This is a genomic window from Nocardia sp. NPDC052566 (assembly GCF_044547285.1).
Classification (GTDB): Bacteria; Actinomycetota; Actinomycetes; order Mycobacteriales; family Mycobacteriaceae; genus Nocardia.
This window is the reverse complement of record NZ_JBIUAF010000008.1, coordinates 287,484-303,931: the sequence shown is the minus strand read 5'-3', so window position 1 is coordinate 303,931 and position 16,448 is coordinate 287,484. Positions and strand designations below refer to the sequence as shown.

At 67.6% G+C, this 16,448-nt stretch carries 20 protein-coding genes; 9 read left to right on the top strand and 11 right to left on the bottom strand.

Annotated features, from left to right (window positions below; all coding sequences use genetic code 11):
* The first annotated feature begins 3 nt into the window (after window positions 1-3).
* Window positions 4-129 (top strand): hypothetical protein, encoded by a 126-nt coding sequence (locus tag ACIG5A_RS39720; protein WP_397249955.1) that lies wholly within the window; start codon window positions 4-6, stop codon window positions 127-129.
* 104 nt (window positions 130-233) lie between these two features.
* Here the strand turns inward: ACIG5A_RS39720 and sph are convergent, their stop codons facing one another.
* The 3 genes from sph to ACIG5A_RS39705 all read right to left on the bottom strand — a co-directional run bounded on the left by sph (window position 234) and on the right by ACIG5A_RS39705 (window position 2,041).
* A complete protein-coding gene (gene sph / locus ACIG5A_RS39715) occupies window positions 234-1,202 on the bottom strand; it encodes a sphingomyelin phosphodiesterase (RefSeq protein WP_397249953.1) in 969 nt (322 codons plus the stop codon).
* A gap of 297 nt (window positions 1,203-1,499) precedes the next feature.
* Window positions 1,500-1,706 (bottom strand): hypothetical protein, encoded by a 207-nt coding sequence (locus ACIG5A_RS39710; RefSeq protein ID WP_397249951.1) that lies wholly within the window; start codon window positions 1,704-1,706, stop codon window positions 1,500-1,502.
* A 125-nt stretch (window positions 1,707-1,831) separates the two neighbouring features.
* Window positions 1,832-2,041, bottom strand: coding sequence for a BldC family transcriptional regulator (locus tag ACIG5A_RS39705; RefSeq protein ID WP_397249949.1), 210 nt, complete (start codon window positions 2,039-2,041; stop codon window positions 1,832-1,834).
* A gap of 182 nt (window positions 2,042-2,223) precedes the next feature.
* Between ACIG5A_RS39705 and ACIG5A_RS39700 the strand changes: the two genes are divergently transcribed.
* On the top strand, window positions 2,224-2,574 hold the full coding sequence (locus tag ACIG5A_RS39700; RefSeq protein ID WP_397249947.1) for a DUF4229 domain-containing protein: 351 nt from the start codon (window positions 2,224-2,226) through the stop codon (window positions 2,572-2,574).
* Window positions 2,571-3,656 carry a PLP-dependent cysteine synthase family protein gene (locus ACIG5A_RS39695; RefSeq protein WP_397249945.1) on the top strand — a complete coding sequence of 362 codons (1,086 nt, stop codon included), beginning with the start codon at window positions 2,571-2,573 and terminating at the stop codon, window positions 3,654-3,656. Before ACIG5A_RS39700 ends, ACIG5A_RS39695 begins: the two co-directional genes overlap by 4 nt.
* A gap of 20 nt (window positions 3,657-3,676) precedes the next feature.
* Here ACIG5A_RS39695 and ACIG5A_RS39690 read toward each other — a convergent pair whose 3' ends face one another.
* Window positions 3,677-3,985, bottom strand: coding sequence for a hypothetical protein (locus tag ACIG5A_RS39690; protein ID WP_397249943.1), 309 nt, complete (start codon window positions 3,983-3,985; stop codon window positions 3,677-3,679).
* A 238-nt stretch (window positions 3,986-4,223) separates the two neighbouring features.
* On the opposite strand from ACIG5A_RS39690, the gene ACIG5A_RS39685 reads away from it, so the two are divergent.
* The 4 genes from ACIG5A_RS39685 to ACIG5A_RS39670 all read left to right on the top strand — a co-directional run bounded on the left by ACIG5A_RS39685 (window position 4,224) and on the right by ACIG5A_RS39670 (window position 5,870).
* Entirely contained in the window at window positions 4,224-4,541 is a 318-nt protein-coding gene (locus tag ACIG5A_RS39685; protein ID WP_397249941.1) for a hypothetical protein, read from the top strand.
* Window positions 4,542-4,573: 32 nt separating this feature from the next.
* Window positions 4,574-4,795, top strand: a complete 222-nt coding sequence (locus ACIG5A_RS39680) for a helix-turn-helix domain-containing protein (protein ID WP_397249939.1) — start codon at window positions 4,574-4,576, stop codon at window positions 4,793-4,795.
* Window positions 4,795-5,400: a Clp protease N-terminal domain-containing protein gene (locus tag ACIG5A_RS39675; protein ID WP_397249937.1), complete on the top strand. Its 606-nt coding sequence runs from the start codon at window positions 4,795-4,797 to the stop codon at window positions 5,398-5,400. Before ACIG5A_RS39680 ends, ACIG5A_RS39675 begins: the two co-directional genes overlap by 1 nt.
* A 77-nt stretch (window positions 5,401-5,477) precedes the next feature.
* A complete protein-coding gene (locus ACIG5A_RS39670; RefSeq protein ID WP_397249935.1) occupies window positions 5,478-5,870 on the top strand; it encodes a phage holin family protein in 393 nt (130 codons plus the stop codon).
* 20 nt (window positions 5,871-5,890) lie between these two features.
* On the opposite strand, the gene ACIG5A_RS39665 is transcribed toward ACIG5A_RS39670, so the two are convergent.
* Window positions 5,891-6,760 carry a 1,4-dihydroxy-2-naphthoate polyprenyltransferase gene (locus ACIG5A_RS39665; protein ID WP_397249933.1) on the bottom strand — a complete coding sequence of 290 codons (870 nt, stop codon included), beginning with the start codon at window positions 6,758-6,760 and terminating at the stop codon, window positions 5,891-5,893.
* Window positions 6,761-6,808: 48 nt separating this feature from the next.
* The gene (locus ACIG5A_RS39660; RefSeq protein ID WP_397249931.1) at window positions 6,809-7,270 is read right to left on the bottom strand and encodes an SRPBCC family protein; all 462 of its coding nucleotides are present in this window, start codon (window positions 7,268-7,270) and stop codon (window positions 6,809-6,811) included.
* A 128-nt stretch (window positions 7,271-7,398) separates the two neighbouring features.
* Here ACIG5A_RS39660 and ACIG5A_RS39655 point away from each other — a divergent pair, with 128 nt between their 5' ends.
* Complete coding sequence (locus tag ACIG5A_RS39655) at window positions 7,399-10,749, top strand: AfsR/SARP family transcriptional regulator (RefSeq protein WP_397249929.1); 3,351 nt, start codon at window positions 7,399-7,401, stop codon at window positions 10,747-10,749.
* 64 nt (window positions 10,750-10,813) lie between these two features.
* Here ACIG5A_RS39655 and ACIG5A_RS39650 read toward each other — a convergent pair whose 3' ends face one another.
* The 5 genes from ACIG5A_RS39650 to ACIG5A_RS39630 form a co-directional block, all read right to left on the bottom strand.
* Window positions 10,814-11,650, bottom strand: a complete 837-nt coding sequence (locus ACIG5A_RS39650; RefSeq protein WP_397249927.1) for an ABC transporter permease — start codon at window positions 11,648-11,650, stop codon at window positions 10,814-10,816.
* 67 nt (window positions 11,651-11,717) lie between these two features.
* Window positions 11,718-12,704 carry an ATP-binding cassette domain-containing protein gene (locus ACIG5A_RS39645; RefSeq protein WP_397249925.1) on the bottom strand — a complete coding sequence of 329 codons (987 nt, stop codon included), beginning with the start codon at window positions 12,702-12,704 and terminating at the stop codon, window positions 11,718-11,720.
* A gap of 81 nt (window positions 12,705-12,785) precedes the next feature.
* Window positions 12,786-13,916, bottom strand: a complete 1,131-nt coding sequence (gene menE / locus ACIG5A_RS39640; protein ID WP_397250335.1) for an o-succinylbenzoate--CoA ligase — start codon at window positions 13,914-13,916, stop codon at window positions 12,786-12,788.
* Window positions 13,917-14,286: 370 nt separating this feature from the next.
* Window positions 14,287-14,679 carry a VOC family protein gene (locus ACIG5A_RS39635; protein WP_397249923.1) on the bottom strand — a complete coding sequence of 131 codons (393 nt, stop codon included), beginning with the start codon at window positions 14,677-14,679 and terminating at the stop codon, window positions 14,287-14,289.
* 21 nt (window positions 14,680-14,700) lie between these two features.
* Complete coding sequence (locus ACIG5A_RS39630; protein WP_397249921.1) at window positions 14,701-15,594, bottom strand: 1,4-dihydroxy-2-naphthoyl-CoA synthase; 894 nt, start codon at window positions 15,592-15,594, stop codon at window positions 14,701-14,703.
* 128 nt (window positions 15,595-15,722) lie between these two features.
* Between ACIG5A_RS39630 and ACIG5A_RS39625 the strand changes: the two genes are divergently transcribed.
* Window positions 15,723-16,412, top strand: a complete 690-nt coding sequence (locus ACIG5A_RS39625) for a PaaI family thioesterase (RefSeq protein ID WP_397249919.1) — start codon at window positions 15,723-15,725, stop codon at window positions 16,410-16,412.
* The last annotated feature ends 36 nt before the right edge of the window (window positions 16,413-16,448 follow it).

The window sequence follows — 16,448 nt, the reverse complement described above, 5'->3', positions numbered from 1 at the left end:
CTCGTGCGCGGGCGTTATGTTTCCCGCGGCACGGTGACCGGCGACGAAGTGCTCGTGGTCGAGCAGCCCTTCGAGATCAGCGTGGCTCCCGACGCGCGCTACGAACTGGGCCGTCGAGACTTCGCTTAGGGCACTGGCCGACCATTCCCGGTCCCGCACACCTTTTGACAAACGCATGCGTTCCGGCGCGGTGCGTTGTGTGCGGGAAGTCAAAAGGTGTGCGGGGGTTGGGATTAGGAGGCGACTACCGGGTAGTGGTCGGAGAGGTTGGTGTAGGTGTAGGTCTTGCCTTGGCTGGTAACGGTCCAGGCGGGGGTGGTTTCTTGGATGACGCGGTTTTGCCAGGTTGCGGGCTTGGGGTGGCCTTTGCGGTAGAGGATGTAGTCGAGGTCTTCGCGCGGGTCGTTGGGGTAGCGGTCGGCGGCGATCGAGTTTTCCTTGGTGTCGAAGGAGAATTGGTGGCCGGTGCGGGAGGTGGCCGGTTCGAGGTTGGCGTCGGTGAGCATGGAGTTGTACTCGGTGCTGCGTGAGTCGACGTTCAAATCGCCTGCGATCAAGACCTGTTCGGTCGACGGGATGTTCTTCGCCTTCAGGAAGTTGTCGATCTCCTTGAATTGCAGTGCGCGGTCGCGGGCGGCTTCGCCCGCGGAGCAACCGGAGTCGGTCGACTGGGTGTGCGTGCCGACCACGTGCACCTTGGTGCCGTTGACCGAAAGCACCACGTAGGCAAAGCCTTTGTTGGACCACCAGTCCGCGCCGCAGGCGTCGGCGTAGACGAACTGCTCCTTGCGGAGCACGGGCCACTTGCTGAGAATCGTGACGCCGCCGTCCTCCGGCGTGGTCACCGAGTACTTGCCGCCGGTGGCGTCCCAGCCACTCTTCGATCGGCCGACCACCGGCGTCTGATGCGGGTACTCGGCGGACGCTTGGGCTTTCAGCGCGTCCGACGATCCGTTGTCGAACATCTCCTGCAGCACGACGACATCGTTGCCCTTGAAGAAGTCGGTCTTCGGGATTTCGGCGGCGCGATGGTCCTGCCCCCAGTTCGGGTACAGGTTCTTGCTCATCAAGAACACGTTGTACGTCAGCACCTTCAGCGCTGGTGTCGAGTCGGGTGCGGCGGAGGCTTGCGGTGCGGTCGCCATGAGGGTGGTGGCGAGTGCGGCGATGATGCTGAGCCGGGTCGGCTTTGTAAGCGGCAAGGCACTTTCCTCGAGTCTCACGAGATATCCGGACAGAACGCGGGCCATCCGATCAGCACCGAATGACCTGCCCGTTACGTCCGATCGTCCGGCAAGTGCCATGCGGACGCGACTGGGGGTGCAACTGGGGAAAGGCAGCTTGAACTCACGCGGACCGCATGATGCCCTCGTACAGGAGGACCTGGTACGAGGGCATCACTTCAGCTGCGTGAACCGAATCGAGACACCGCGGCGCCCGAGGGCGCGCCGCATTGGTAAAGGACAGCCATCAGCCGCACACGACCGATGTCAGGGCGATCAGCGTTCGGTGGAACCGTCGCCGTCGCGATGCTGGCGCGAGATCCGCCAGAGGAATTCGGGGTCATCGTCTGGCCCCTTGATCTGCTTACGCTGTGGTGAACGCGTAGGTGGGGTGGTCGGGCCCGCCGATTTCTCGGGGCCGAACGCCTTCCAGCACAACACCGCGACTGCCACGACCGCGATGAGTGCCAACAGGTACGTCACGTCGCTCACCTCCTGCTATCGAGGGTAGCCGCGTGCGTTGGCACTTCACACCACAGACACGAAATTGGCAGGCGTTCCGCACGCACCGGACGCGGGCCCCGGCACGATGGGCCCGCGTTCCGGTGTCAGCGCACGGAGGCTTCCGTCGTCAGCGACCTGAGCAGTTGCATGACTTCGGATTCGCGGAACCGGCGATGGCCGCCCGGTGTGCGCAGCGACCCGAGGCGCCCGGCGTGGGCCCAACGGGTGACGGTCTTGGGATCGACGTGGAACATGGCGGCCACTTGGCCCGGTGTCAGCAGGGTGTCCTGGCCGCCGACGGTGATCGCACTCATAGCAAACCTCTCCGTTCTCGACAGTTCCCTCATCAGTGGCGTCATCGTTGCACCCCAACCCCTAGGTACTCGAACCACCTACTGTTGGTAAAGGGGAAGTAATAGACAAAACGGATACGCGTTCGACCTCGGCGAGAGGTGTCCCCCGAGCGCGGGCAACAGTGTGGCATAGGCTGGCGGGCGTGAGTGATGCAACTCCACCGGACGGTGCACCCACCCGACCCAACGCGAGCGCGGGCAAGCGTCTTGCCGGGAATCTCGCCCTCTACACACTGGCCAGGCTGGCCCTCGTCGCCGCGATCACCGCGGCGATCGTCGGCGTCGCCCGGCTGGTCTCGGTGGAGATCCCGCTGGTCGTCGCGATACTTTTCGCGTTGATCATCGCGATGCCGCTGTCGCTGACGCTGTTCAAGAAGCTGCGTACCCGGGTTAACGAGGATATCGCGGTGGTCGACGAGAAACGCCGCCACGACAAGGCGCAGCTGCGGGCCAGGCTGCGCGGCGAATCCGACCAGCCGGGGTCGCCCTCATGAGGCACTGCGATCGCAGCACCCCGCGCGACTGGGTCGACAACGCGGTACGGCTGATCGATGCCGACACCCAGCGCAGCGCCGATACGCACCTGCTGCGGTACCCGCTGCCCGCCGAGTGGAACGTGCGGCTCTACGTCAAGGACGAGTCGACCCACATCACCGGCAGCCTCAAGCATCGGCTGGCTCGTTCGCTGTTCCTGTACGCGATCTGCAACGGCTGGGTTACCGAGGGAACCACGGTGGTCGAGGCCTCCTCGGGGTCGACCGCGGTGAGCGAGGCGTACTTCGCCAAGTTGCTCGGGCTCGATTTCGTCGCGGTGATGCCCGCGAGCACCTCGCCGCAGAAGGTCGCGCTGATCGAAGCGCAGGGCGGCCGTTGTCATTTCGTCGAGCGTCCGGCGGATATGTACACCGAGGCAATCCGTTTGGCCGACGAATGCGACGGCCACTTCATGGATCAGTTCACCCACGCCGAGCGCGCCACCGACTGGCGCGGCAACAACAACATCGCCGAATCCATCTTCCATCAAATGGAATTGGAGGCGTATCCGGTACCGGAGTGGGTTGTCGTCGGCGCCGGCACCGGCGGCACCAGCGCCACCATCGGCCGCTATATCCGATACCGCAGGCACGCAACGCGATTGGCGGTCGTCGATCCGGAGAACTCCGCCTTCTACGGCGGCTACGAGACCGGCGACAACGGGTACGAGACCGGAATGCCTTCGCGTATCGAGGGAATCGGCCGCCCCCGCGTCGAACCCTCCTTCGTCGGCCAGGTCGTCGACCGGATGATCGCGGTACCCGACGCCGCCTCCATCGCGACGGCCCGCCACGCGAGCAACGCGCTCGGCCGCCGGGTCGGCGGTTCCACCGGTACCAATCTGTGGGGCGTCTTCGGTCTCATCGCCGAAATGCTCGCCGCCGGTCGTGACGGCAGCGTCGTCACGCTGCTCTGCGACGGCGGAGACCGTTACGCCGGAACCTATTTCGATGACGAATGGGTCCGATCCCAGGGGCTCGACCTCGCCGAACCCACCGCCATCCTGGACAAGTTCCTCGCCACCGGCACCTGGACCGGCTAGCGAGCGTCAGCCCGGCGCGCTCAGACGGTCGTCGCCAGCCAAGCGACTCGTTCCTTGGTGTGGTGGCCACCGCCTGCCGCCACCGACTTCCCCTCGGCGACCAGCTCGTTCAGCCGGATCCGGAATCCGGTCGCGGTGACGTCGGCGATCCGCACCCCGGGGGTGTCGGGTCCGTTGAAGGTCTGCACCATCGGGATGACGACCACCTGCGAACCCGCCGGGAACGGCGTCGGGAAGTTGACCTGCGTGAAGGTACTGGTGTTGCCACCGTGGATTTCGCTGACATCGTGCGAATCCAGGTCCAGCATTCCGGTCAGGATCATGCTCATGACGAGCTCCTCTGTTACGACTATCAGGGCATGGCGGCCACACTGCGCGTCACCCACCGATTGTCCCGCGCCTAGCTCGAATCATGTTCCAGTACAACGCATTTCATTCGAATTGCACCGACTGCCCGGTATTGGTGCGCGACAACGCTTCTCGTACGCATCCTGACTCCGGCAGCCCCCATCATGAGGGGCGGATTCACAACGGAGACATCCCGTTCCGCGGTTCCGGGGGGACCACGTGGCGCTCACCCAACCCATAGCGACGGTGGCCACCGGTCTCCTGGCGGTCCTGGTCGGTCTGATCGCGTTGACGGGTGTGTTGCCGACGCTGCTGCGAGCGGAGAAGCAATTCGCCGAAACGCACGCACTGGCCCGTGACCGAGCGCTTCGGACCTGCGTGGACCAGATGGCGCACGACAAGCACTCGATCAGGCAGGCCGGCGCGCACGCGCTGGCGGCGCTGGCCGACGACTGGCTGAACGATCCGGTGCGAGGCGCTCCCTTAGTCGAGCGGCACGACCGTGTGGGCCCTACGCCGCTCGTCAATTTTTGTTGACAACTCGATAGGCGTCAATCAAAATTGACGGCATGACAGAGGCAACCACACTGGCGGCGGCCGCGGGCAGCCCCGACCCCAAGGTCGGGCTGCGCGCGGTGCTGGCGCTGCGACGGCTGCTCGAACGGCTGGAGGCGATCCAGGTGACCAATGCCCGCAATCAGGGCTGGTCGTGGCAGCAGATCGCGGAGGCGCTCGAGGTCAGCAAGCAGGCGGTCCATCAGAAGTACAACCGGAGAGGCGGGAACCGCTGATGTTCGAACGGTTCAGCAGGCAGGCACGGACGGCCGTCATCGTCGCGCAGGAGGACGCGCGCGAACTGCGGTCCCGAAATATCGATGTGGAGCATGTGCTGCTCGGGCTGCTGTCGGAGAGTGAGCACGAGCTGAAGGAGCTACTCGCCGAGGCCGGGCTGACTCACGAGGGGGTGGTGCGGCGGCTGGCGCAGGTGAGTCCGGGGCAGGCGCAGCCGAATGAGGGGGAGCCGCTCGGCGCGGAGGACGCGGAGGCGCTGCGCTCCATCGGCATCGATCTCGACGCGGTGCGCGAAACGCTGGAGGCGAACTTCGGCCTCGACGCGCTCGACAACGCGGTGCCGAAGGAGCAGCCGAAACGTGGGCGCTTCCGTGATCGCACGCCGAGCTTCGGGCACATCCCGTTCACCCGCGAAGCGAAGAAGGTACTCGAGCTGTCCCTGCGCGAGACATTGGCGCGCAAGGAGAAGAGCATCGAATCCGGGCACATCCTGCTCGGCATCCTGCGTGCCCCCAACGAGATGACGACGCGAATCCTCGGCGGCGCGAAGGCCATCGATGATCTGCGGCCGAAGGTGCACGCGCTGCTCGACCGTGCCGCATGAGTGCGTGGGCGGGTGCCCGAGCCGCCAATCGCGTTGTGAAGGCGCACCCGCCCGCCGGTCGGCTCTAGCATGGCCCCATGACGCTCGTGATTCGCTTGATCATCAACGCGGTGGCCATCTGGCTGGCCGCCACCTGGGTCGACAAGATCGACATCCTCTACCCGCCGGAAAAGGGCAACGGGGTGAAAATCATCGTCGTACTCGGCATCGCGCTGGTGTTCACCATTGTGAACGCCCTGGTCAAGCCGATCATCAAGCTGCTGTCCCTGCCGCTGGTCATCCTGAGCCTCGGCCTGTTCCTGCTGGTGATCAACGCGCTGATGCTGCTGCTCACCGCCAAGCTGACCGAGGCGTTCGACGCCGATTACGGCCTGCGCGTCACCGGTTTCTGGACCGCGATGGTCGGCGCCATCATCATCTCCCTGGTCAACTGGATCCTCGGCATCCTGGTTCCGGACAACGACGACTAGGACACCGAGGCCGCGCGACGCTAGGTCAGGCCGAGCGCCAGCGCGGTGACCAGGGACCAGACCAGCATGGCCAGACCCGAATCGCGCAGCGCCGGAATCAGTTCCAGCCCACCCTTATTGGCGCGGACCGGTGCGTTGGCGCGCAGCGCCAGCGGCGCGGCGACGAATCCGACCAGGGCGAACGGAGTCTGGGTGATCAGCGCCAGCGTGGTGACGAACGGGATCGCGAGCAGCGCCGCCTGCAGCGTGCGGGTCCGGGGATCGCCGAGTTTGACCGCGAGCGTTGTCTTTCCGGACTGGGTATCGGTGGGGATATCGCGCAGGTTGTTCGCGACGAGCACCGCGCTGGAGAACGAGCCGACGGCGACGGCGAGCAGCAGCCCGATCCACTCCACCCGCTCGGCCTGCACGTATTCGGTGCCGAGTACGGCGATGAGACCGAAGAAGACGAACACCGCGATCTCGCCGAATCCGCTGTAGCCGTAGGGCTTGCTGCCGCCGGTGTAGAACCACGCGCCCGCCAGGCAGGCGAGTCCGATGAGCACCAGCCACCACGCCGTGGTGGCGGCCAGGATCAGCCCGAGCACCGCGGCGATGCCGAGGCTGAGCATCGCGGCGGTGCGCACGGCGGCGGGCGCCGCCAGCTTCTGGCCGACCAGCCGCACCGGGCCGACGCGCACGTCATCGGTGCCGCGGATACCGTCGGAGTAATCGTTGGCGTAGTTGACCCCGATGATCAGCGCGAGCGAAACCAGCAGTGCCAGAGCGGCTTTCCACCAGTTCACGGCGTCGATGGCGGCCGCGGCACCGGTTCCGGCAATGACGGGGGCGATCGCGTTCGGCAGAGTGCGGGGCCGTGCGCCCTCGATCCATTGCGCTGCTGTAGCCATGATCGCAGCCTAATGGGCGCGGTGCCTCATGGCCGCTCGGGCCGCGCGTCAGGCGCCGTTCTCGGCGGTGGCCTTCAGCCGGGCGAGTCCTTTCTCGAAGTCCTTACCGACCATGCGATCCATCGGGATCACCCGCGACAGCAGGCCCATCACACCCTGGTGCTGCCCGGTCATTCGCCACACCACCTGGGTGCCGCCCTCGACCGGGTTCAGCTCGAAGGTCACTTGATTGGTGGCCGCCCACGGCTTCTCGAACTCCAGCCGGATGCCGATCTGGCGTTCGACGCTGGAGACGATGGTCATACTGCCGCTGCCCGCCTTGCGGTTGCCGATCCAGGCGTATTCGGCGCCGACACCGGATTCGGCGCCGCCGTAGCTGCGCTGCATCTTCGGATCGATGTCCTCCCAGGGGGACCATGCGGGCCATTCGTGAAAATCATCGATCAGCCCGTGAATGCGCGACGGCTCGGCCGAGACAACGGCCTGCCGGACCACTTCGAACTCAGCCATGCGCATCAGCGTAGGCCTGACCTCAGCAAATGGTGGTAAAAACCATGAGGGTCCGATGGGGCGCCCTCACCTACGATGAGCACGGGATGTTTCCGGATCAGAGCGGCCATGGTGCCCGCAGCAATGCAATGACCACGCCCGCAGGCGAACCACTCGTGGTGGCCCTGCTGGGTGAGATCGCGCTACGCAAGGACGGTGCGCTCGCGGCACTGCCCGGCGCCAGATCCCGGTTGCTGCTCGCGGCCTTGGCATTGCGGCCGGGGCGCAGCCGCAGCGCGCAGGCGCTCATCGACGACGTGTGGGGTGAGCAGCCGCCGCGCGCGCCGATGAACGCGCTGCACACCCAGGTCTCGCGGCTGCGCACGGCGTTGCCCGACGGTGCGCTCGAGATCGGGCCCGCCGGCTACCGGCTGACGCTGGCCGCCGATCAAGTGGACCTGACGTACGCGGGCGGGCTGGTGCGCGCGGCGCAGCGCCACCGCGACGCGGGCGACCTGCCCGGCTGCCTCGCCGCGGTCGCGGCGGCCAGAGCGCTGTGGCGCGGTGAACCGGCCGCCGATCTGCCCGCGGGCGAGGTGGCCGACGAACTGCGCACCGCCGCCGCGGCCAGGCTCACCGAGCTCGACGCCATCGAACTCGCGGCGCGCGAATCCTCCGGTGATATCGACGGCGCGTTGCGCCTGGCCCGGCTGCGCGCCGCGCGTGAACCGCTGGACGAACCGGCACAGCTCGCGCTGATGCGCCTGCTCGCCACGGCGGGACGGCCGAACGAGGCGCTCGAATCGTTCGCGACCTTCCGTGCCAGGCTGGCCGACCAACTGGGCGCCGATCCGGGACCCGCACTGGTGGAACTGAATACCGCGATCCTGCGCGGCGAACCGGTCGACGCGCTCGCGCCGCGCGAGGGCGCGAATCGCCGAGCCACCGGATCGGTGGGCAATGGAAACGGCGCGGCGCGGCCGGACGACGGGCAAACGCCGGGCGGGCGTACGGATTTCGCGCTGCCCATGGTGATCGGCCTGCGCGCGGCGCCCAACGCGCTGCTCGGCCGCGAGGCCGATCTGGCCGCGATCGACGCGCTGCTGTCCACCTCGCGGGTGACCACCGTGCTCGGCCCCGGCGGCGCGGGGAAGACCAGGATCGCCAACGAGGTCGGCGCGCGTGCGGCGGGCACCGGCCCGGTCGTGCTGGTCGAACTGGCTTCGGTGCGCGGTGCGGGGGAGCAGGCGCGCACCGAGATCGAGGACGCGATCGGCGCCGCGATCGGCCTGAGCGATATGACACTCGATCTGGGGCCGCGGCGTGGCATGCGGATACTCGACGCGCGCCAGCGCCTGCGTGACGCGCTGTCGATACGCCCGATGCTGCTGATCCTGGACAACTGCGAGCACCTGATCGACGCGGTGGCGGTGATGGTCGCCGATCTGATCGGCGCGGCCGATCGCCTGCGGGTACTGACCACGAGCCGGGCGCCGCTGATGATCACCGCGGAGACGGTCTATCCGTTGCCGCCCTTGACCATCGACGCCGCGGGCTCGCCGGCCACCGAGCTGTTCGCGGCGCGCGCCAGGGCGGTCCGGCCCGGTGTGCGGCTCGATCCGGATATCGTCGCGCAGCTGTGCCACACCCTCGACGGGCTGCCGCTGGCGATCGAACTCGCCGCCGCGCGGGTGCGGGTGCTCAGCGTCGAGGAGATCAACACCCGGCTCGCGGACCGTTTCGCGCTGCTGCGCCACGGTGATCGCAGTTCGCCCGAACGGCACCGCACCCTGCACGCGGTGATCGACTGGAGCTGGCAGCTGCTCGATACCCCGCAGCAGGTCGCGCTGCGCCGATTGTGCCGCTTCCCCGCGGGATTCACCCTCGCCGCTGCCGAAGTCGTCGCGGGTGGTCCGGAGGTCGCCGACGTGGCAGGCGCGGTGGACGGGCTGGTGAACCAGTCGCTGCTGACCGTGCTGGACGACGAGCACCTCGGCACCCGCTACCGGATGCTGGAGACGGTCCGCGAGTACGGCGAGGAGCAGCTGGCCCGCCATGCCGACGAGTCCGAGCTGGTGACCGACCGAATGATGGCGTGGGCCCGTGACTTCGCCGATGACGCCGCGGTGCGCTACGCCGACGGGGACCAGGTACTGCTCGCCCTCTCGGTGGCCGCCGAGCTGGACAATCTGCTCGCGGTGCTGCGATACGCGGTCGAGCGCCGCGATGCGTACACCTCCTACACCGTCTTTCCGGTCATCTCGATGCTGTGGGTGATTCGCGGCTCGCATCAGGAGGTGGTGAACTGGGCGACCCGGGTCTTCGAGCTGGTGCCCGCCGACTCCGGTCCCGAGATGCCGAGGGCCGATCTCGTGCTCACCAGCTACGAGATGTTGTTCCTGCATCTCGCTTACACCAAGGGTGACCCGCGCGAGCTGGCGCGGATCCGCTGGCGGGTGCGCACGGTGCTGCGTAATCGCACCGATCTCACGCCGAACTACCGCTTTATCGCCCAGGTGATGACCAGCAGGGCCGACGGCTCCCGGCTCGGGCGCCTCATCGTGGACGGACTGCGGTCGGGGGATCGGGACACCAAGGCCACCGCGCTGCTGCTGCGCGCCAACGTCAGGGAGAACGACGGCGACGTCCGCGGTTCGGCCAGGGATGCGATGCGCGCGCTGGAGATATTCGGCGACGGCAACGTCTGGAGCATGTCCATGGTGTGCAGGCACCTCGGCCAGGTGTGCGGCCAGACGGGCAGGTACGCGGAATCGATCGCGTACTACCGGCGCGCACTCGACGTACTGCTTCGCCTGGGCGCCTATGAGGACACGATGGAGACCAGGGCCATGCTTGTGGCCTCGCTGATCGGCACCGGGGAACTGGCGCAGGCGCGGCACGAACTGGATCTCGCCATGCGGACAACGGATTTCGGGACCGCAGGCGGAGGAATGCAGAACCGGCTGCTCGCCACGATCACCCAGAGCGCGGCGGAATTGGAGCTCGCGCAAGGGAATATCGAGGCCGGCCTCGGCGGCTATCGGCACACGCTGGAGCTGTTCGGCTGGCCGGACAACGGTGTCGGCCCAGGGCCCGGCGCCTTGATGATCGCCGCGGCGGCCGTGGACGCGCATGTGCTGTACGGTGCGCTGGAACCGGCCGCGCGGCTGGTCGACGAACTGATCGATGCCGCGGTGCCGATGCTCGGTCAGTATCCGGACCGCCCGCAGCTCGGTGCGGCGGCCTGTGGGATCGGCTCCTATCTCATCGCGAGCGGGCGCGCTCCGGACACCGGTCTCGAACTGCTCGTGCTCGCCCCCAATCTCGTAGCGCGCCAGGATTTTCCGGTCATGCTCTGGGAACGGCACGCGGACATGGCCAGGGCCGCGCTCGGCGCCGAGCGGGTGGCCACGGCCAGGAAACAGGTGGCACACCTGCGCAGAATCGTCGCGTTCGAGCGCATCCTCGGTGTGCTCGGCCGCCTGCAATCACAGCGCTGAACCCCCGCAACGACAATCGCGGTGGGAGACTCGAGTCTCCCACCGCGACAGTCGGTTTCGAGGGCTAGGCCCGGCGCATGTACGCCCTGACCGTCAGCGGTGCGAAGATCGCGATCACGACCAGCGAGCCGACCAGCGACCACAGCAGGTTGCTGCTGTAGACGTTGCCGTTCATCAGCTCACGGCACGCGTTCACCATGTAGTACACCGGGTTCACGTGGTTGAGGCCCTGCATCCAGCCCGGCATGGTGCTCACCGGTGCGAATCCGCCGGACATGAAGGTGAGCGGGAACATCACCATCATCGAGATGCCCTGCACCGAGCCGGCGCTCTTGCCGGTCACGCCGACCAGCGCCCAGATCCAGCTGATCGCGAACGAGCAGGCCACGATGACCAGCGCGGCGACCACCACGCCCGGCACGCCGCCGTCCGGCCGGTAGCCGAGCACGATGCCGACGCCGATGGTCAGCACCGACGCGAGGCCGTAGCGCACCATATCGGCGATCAGCGCGCCCGACAGCGCCGAAATGCGGGCGATGGGAAGGGATTTGAACCGGTCGAAGACGCCCTTGTCCATATCCTCGCGCAGCTGGGTGCCGGTCACGATCGAGGTGAGCAGCACGGTCTGCACCATGATGCCCGGGATCAGGACGGGCAGATAGTCGTGCACGTTGCCCGAGATCGCGCCGCCGAAAATGTAGGTGAACAGCGCGGTGAACAGAATCGGCTGCACCGTCACATCGAACAGCTGCTCCGGATTGTGCTTGATCTTCAGCAGCCCGCGGTAGGCCATGGTGAACGAGGTCGCCACGGTCTGGCGCAGGCCGATGTGGTTGCTGGCCTTGGGGATCGAGGCGGTCGCGCGCTGCGCCGCCGGGGTGGCGGTGATCGTAGTCGTCATGCTGTTTCCTTTCCGGCATTCGCGGGCCCTCCGTGGTGACGCAGGCTGCCGCCTACGGGCCTGACGCTCATGCCGCGCTCCGTTCGGTGTCGTTGTCGTCGGCCGGATGTCCGGTGATGGTCAGGAAGACCTCGTCGAGACTCGGCTTGCTCACGGTGATCTCGTCGATGGCGATATCCCATTCGCGCAGCCGGATCAGCAGGTCGGCGGTCACGCCCGCATCGCGCAGCGGCGCGGTGAGCCGGCCCGCCTCCGGCGTGATCTGGGCTTCGGCGCCGAGGAATTCGCCGACGATGCTGCGGGCCTGCTCGAGCTGAGCCCGCTCGACCAGGGTCAGGTGCAGCGAGGAGCCGCCGATCGAAGCCTTGAGCTCGTCGGCGGTGCCGTCCGCGATGACCCGGCCGTGGTCGATGACCGCGATCCGGTCGGCCAGCTGATCGGCCTCGTCCAGGTACTGCGTGGTGAGCAGCACCGTCGCGCCCTCGCGGACGAGGCGGCGGATGGTCTCCCACATCTGGGCGCGGGTGCGCGGGTCGAGGCCGGTGGTCGGCTCGTCGAGGAACAGCAGCGGCGGGGTCGCGATCAGGCTGGCGGCCAGATCGAGCCTGCGCCGCATGCCGCCGGAGAAATTCTTCAGCGGCTTGTTCGCCGCCTCGATGAGATCGAATTCCTCGAGCAGTTCGGCGGTTTTGCGCCTGGCGTCGATCCGGCTCAGCCCGAGCAGGCGGGAGAACAGGATCAGGTTCTCGGTGGCGGTCAGGTCCTCATCGACCGAGGCGTACTGCCCGGTGACGCCGACAAGCGACCGCACGGACGTCGGCTCGGCGACCACGTCGTGGCCGAAGATCCGCGCGCTGCCGCCGTCCGGGCGCAGCAGCGTGGCCAGCATCTTGATGGTGGTGGTCTTGCCCGCGCCGTTCGGTCCGAGCACACCGTAGACCGAGCCCTGCGGCACCGCCAGGCTCACGCCGTCCACGGCGCGCTGATCCCCGAACACCTTGACCAGGCCGTCCGCCTCGACGGCGAGCGCTGAAGTTGGTGCGAAAGAAGTCATGGGAACGACTGTGCGGTCCGCGTCTTGCACGCCTCTTGCGCCGGGATGGCGCGGCCGCTTGCACGCGGCTGTCGGGTGTCGTCAGTGCGTGGATTCGGTGAGCAGGTAGTCGCGCAGCTTCGCCCGGTCGGGCTTGCCGGGACCGCGCAGCGGAATGTCGTCGAGCACGGCGAGCTCGCGCGGCGCGGCGATCGACTCGAGCTCCCGCATCACGTGCGCACGCAGTTCGTCGAGGGTGGGTGCGGGACCGTTGGGCACGATCGCCACGGCGACGCGCTGGCCGAGCCGGTCGTCGGGCAGGCCGAGCACCACGCACTCCTTGACCGCCGGGTGGGTGATCAGCACGGCCTCGACGACCTGGGGGACCACGAGCAGTCCGCCGGTCATGATCGCCTCGTCCAGCCTGCCGGTGACGGTGAGCCTGCCGTTGTCGATGCTGCCCGCGTCCTCGGTGCGGAACCAGCCCGGTTCGGCGAAGGCGGGATGGTCGGGCTGGCCGCGATAGCCGGAGGCGAGCATGGCGCCGCCGAGCAGCACCCTGCCGTGCTCGATGCGCACCGTGGTGCCGTCGAGCGGTATGCCGTCGTACACGCAGCCGCCGCAGGTCTCGCTCATCCCGTAGGTGCGAACGACGTTGATACCGGCCGCTTTCGCGCGTTCGTAGACCGGCGCCGGGGTGGCCGCGCCGCCGACGAGCACCGCGTCCAGTGCGGCGAGCGCGTTCGCGGCGTCGGGTAGATCGAGCGCCTTGATCAGCTGGGTCGGCACCAGCGCGGTGTACCTGCGCTCGCCGCGCATGCCGGCGATCGCGCCTGCCAGCGCCTCGGGCAGGAAACCGCCCGACACGTCGAGCACGGTGGGTTCGGTGCCCGCCTGAATACTGCGCAGCAGCACCTGGATACCGGCGATGTGATGGGTCGGCAGTGCCAGCAGCCAACTGCCGGGCCCACCGAGCCGCTCGTGGGTGGCGGTGCCGCTCGCGCGCAGTGCCGCGGCGCTGAGCAGCGCGCCCTTCGGCACACCCGTGGTGCCCGAGGTGGTGACGACGAGGGCGACCTCGTCATCGATCGATTCGCCGGGCGAGAGTGCGTCGCTGAGCCGCTGGGCTTCCCTGCGGTCGGTGGTCGGGATCGGCAGCCACGCGGGCCCGCCACCCTCCAGCGCTTCGCGCAGATGCGGCATGACCTCGCCCACCCGGGATCCGGTCGGCATCAACAGGGTGCGCAAAGTACGCGTGCTCACGACTCCACCTCGGCTGTGCTGCTGGTTCGCTCGCCACGCCCGCTCACGACCCCACCTCAGCCAGTTCGCTGCGCTCCCTCACGAGTTCGATCGTGTCATGCCCGCGTCGCCGCGCGCGGAACGGGTCGGTTTGCTGGAATGGCGCGCGGGGAGTGTGGCCACTCCCACGCGAGGAGGCTCTGATAGGCCAGGCATGGAGTCTGCGATTCACTCGTCGGACGAAGATCGACGGCGGCCATCCGGACGTCGGCGGTCGGAGGTCACCCGAGCGCTATCGTCCTCGCCAGGTCGGCCGTTGGCAACTCGACCTACCGCGCATTCGCCCCGAAAAGGATCGCGATCAGTCCGGTGACCAGCGCGAATCGCGTCGAAGCGGATGCTCGGTAGGAACCTGCACCAGCACGATCGGCACACCGTCCGGATCGCGAATCCACATCTCGATCAGTCCCCACGGTTCGCGCACCGGGGACCGATCGATCCGAATTCCCTTCAGCGCCAGCTCCGCCGCCGCGTCATCGAGGTCGCGGACCTGTAGCCAGAGCGCGCCGTCGAAGGCCGACGACGTGCCGGAGCCACCGTGCGCCGCGACCTCCACCAGCGACTGTCCCGCGTAGAAAACGGTTCCACCTGGATATTCCCGGGCGATAGCCAGCCCGAGCCCATCGCGGTAGAACGCGAGTGTCTCCTGGTAGTTCCGCGGCCGCAGGATGACACGGCTGCTGAGAATGTCCATCGCTCAGATGTACCAGGGAACTCAGAAGTACCAGGGGTACGGCGTCCAGTCCGGCTGCCGCTTCTCCAGGAACGCGTCGCGGCCCTCGACCGCCTCGTCGGTCATGTAGGCCATGCGGGTCGCCTCGCCGGCGAACAGCTGCTGGCCGACGAGTCCGTCGTCGAGCAGGTTGAAGGCGTACTTGAGCATGCGCTGCGCCTGCGGCGACTTGCCGTTGATGTCGGCGGTCCATTCCAGCGCGACGTTTTCCAGCTCGGCATGGTCGACGACCTTGTTCACCGCGCCCATCTGGTGCATCTCCTCGGCGGTGTAGGGCCTGCCGAGGAAGAAGATCTCGCGGGCGAACTTCTGCCCGACCATCTTCGCCAGATACGCGCTGCCGTAACCGCCGTCGAAGCTGCCGACATCGGCGTCGGTCTGCTTGAAGCGGGCGTGCTCGCGGCTGGCCAGGGTGAGATCGCAGACCACGTGCAGGCTGTGCCCGCCGCCCGCGGCCCAGCCGTTCACCAGCGCGATGACCACCTTCGGCATGAAGCGGATCAGCCGCTGCACCTCGAGGATGTGCAGCCGGCCCGCGCGCGCCTGGTCGACGGTGTCGGCGGTCTCGCCGCTGGCGTACTGGTAGCCGTTGCGGCCGCGGATGCGCTGATCGCCGCCGGAGCAGAAGGCCCAGCCGCCGTCCTTGGGGCTCGGGCCGTTGCCGGTGATCAGCACGGCGCCGACGTCGGGGGTCATCCTGGCGTGGTCGAGTGCCCGGTACAGCTCGTCGACGGTGTGCGGGCGGAACGCGTTGCGCACCTCGGGGCGGTCGAACGCGACACGCACCGTGCCCTGGTCGACGTGCCGGTGATAGGTGATGTCGGTCAGGTTCTCGAATCCCGGAACGGGCCGCCACAGCTTCGGATTGAACGTCACCCCAGTGATTATTGTCCGGGGCCTGTCCCGGGCAATCCACCGACTTTCCAGGGCTGGTGACGGCGTGGCGGGCAAGGTAAGTGGAATGTCCGGCTTGACGGTGTAAAACAAAGCGTTACCGTGCAGGTATGAGTGAGCAAGTGAAACCTGTTGCAGAACGGGTGGGTGGGCGCAGCGGGCCACGCATCGATACCAGCGCGGTCGACGAGTCCCGCTACGAGAAGCACGGCGGCTTCCCCAAGGTGTCGCGCGCGAAGATCGGCGCCGAATTCGGGCCGTTCATCGAGGCCATGCGCACTCTGCAGGATCTGGCTGTCTCCGTCGACGCGCCCGACGAGGTCTTCGGCGCCGCGCTCGCCAAAGCCGGAGAGATGATCGAACTGCTCGAACCGCACCGCGCACCGGAGCTGCAAGGACCGGCCGGGCGCGCCGTCGAATTGCCGGGCCGCGGAAGCCTTTTACTGCTGCCATGGCAGGTCGTCAGCGCGGGGCCGGACGGCATCACGATGGCGGGCGAATTCCGTCGCTTCCATCTCGGCGGCAACGGCGCCGCGCACGGCGGTGTGCTGCCGCTGCTGTTCGACGACCTGCTCGGCATGATCGTGCACTACTCGGGCAGGCCGATCAGCCGCACCGCATACCTGCACGTGAACTACCGCAAGATCACCCCGCTGGAGACGCCGCTGACCGTGCGCGGCCGTGTCGACCACATCGAGGGGCGCAAGACCTTCATCACCGCCGAATTGGTCGATGAGCAGGGCGAAGTCCTCGCGGATTGTGAAGGACTGATGGTCCAGTTGCTGCCGTGGCAGCCCTGAGGCGGTGAGTGCCGTGAGATAACGGACATCGATGCG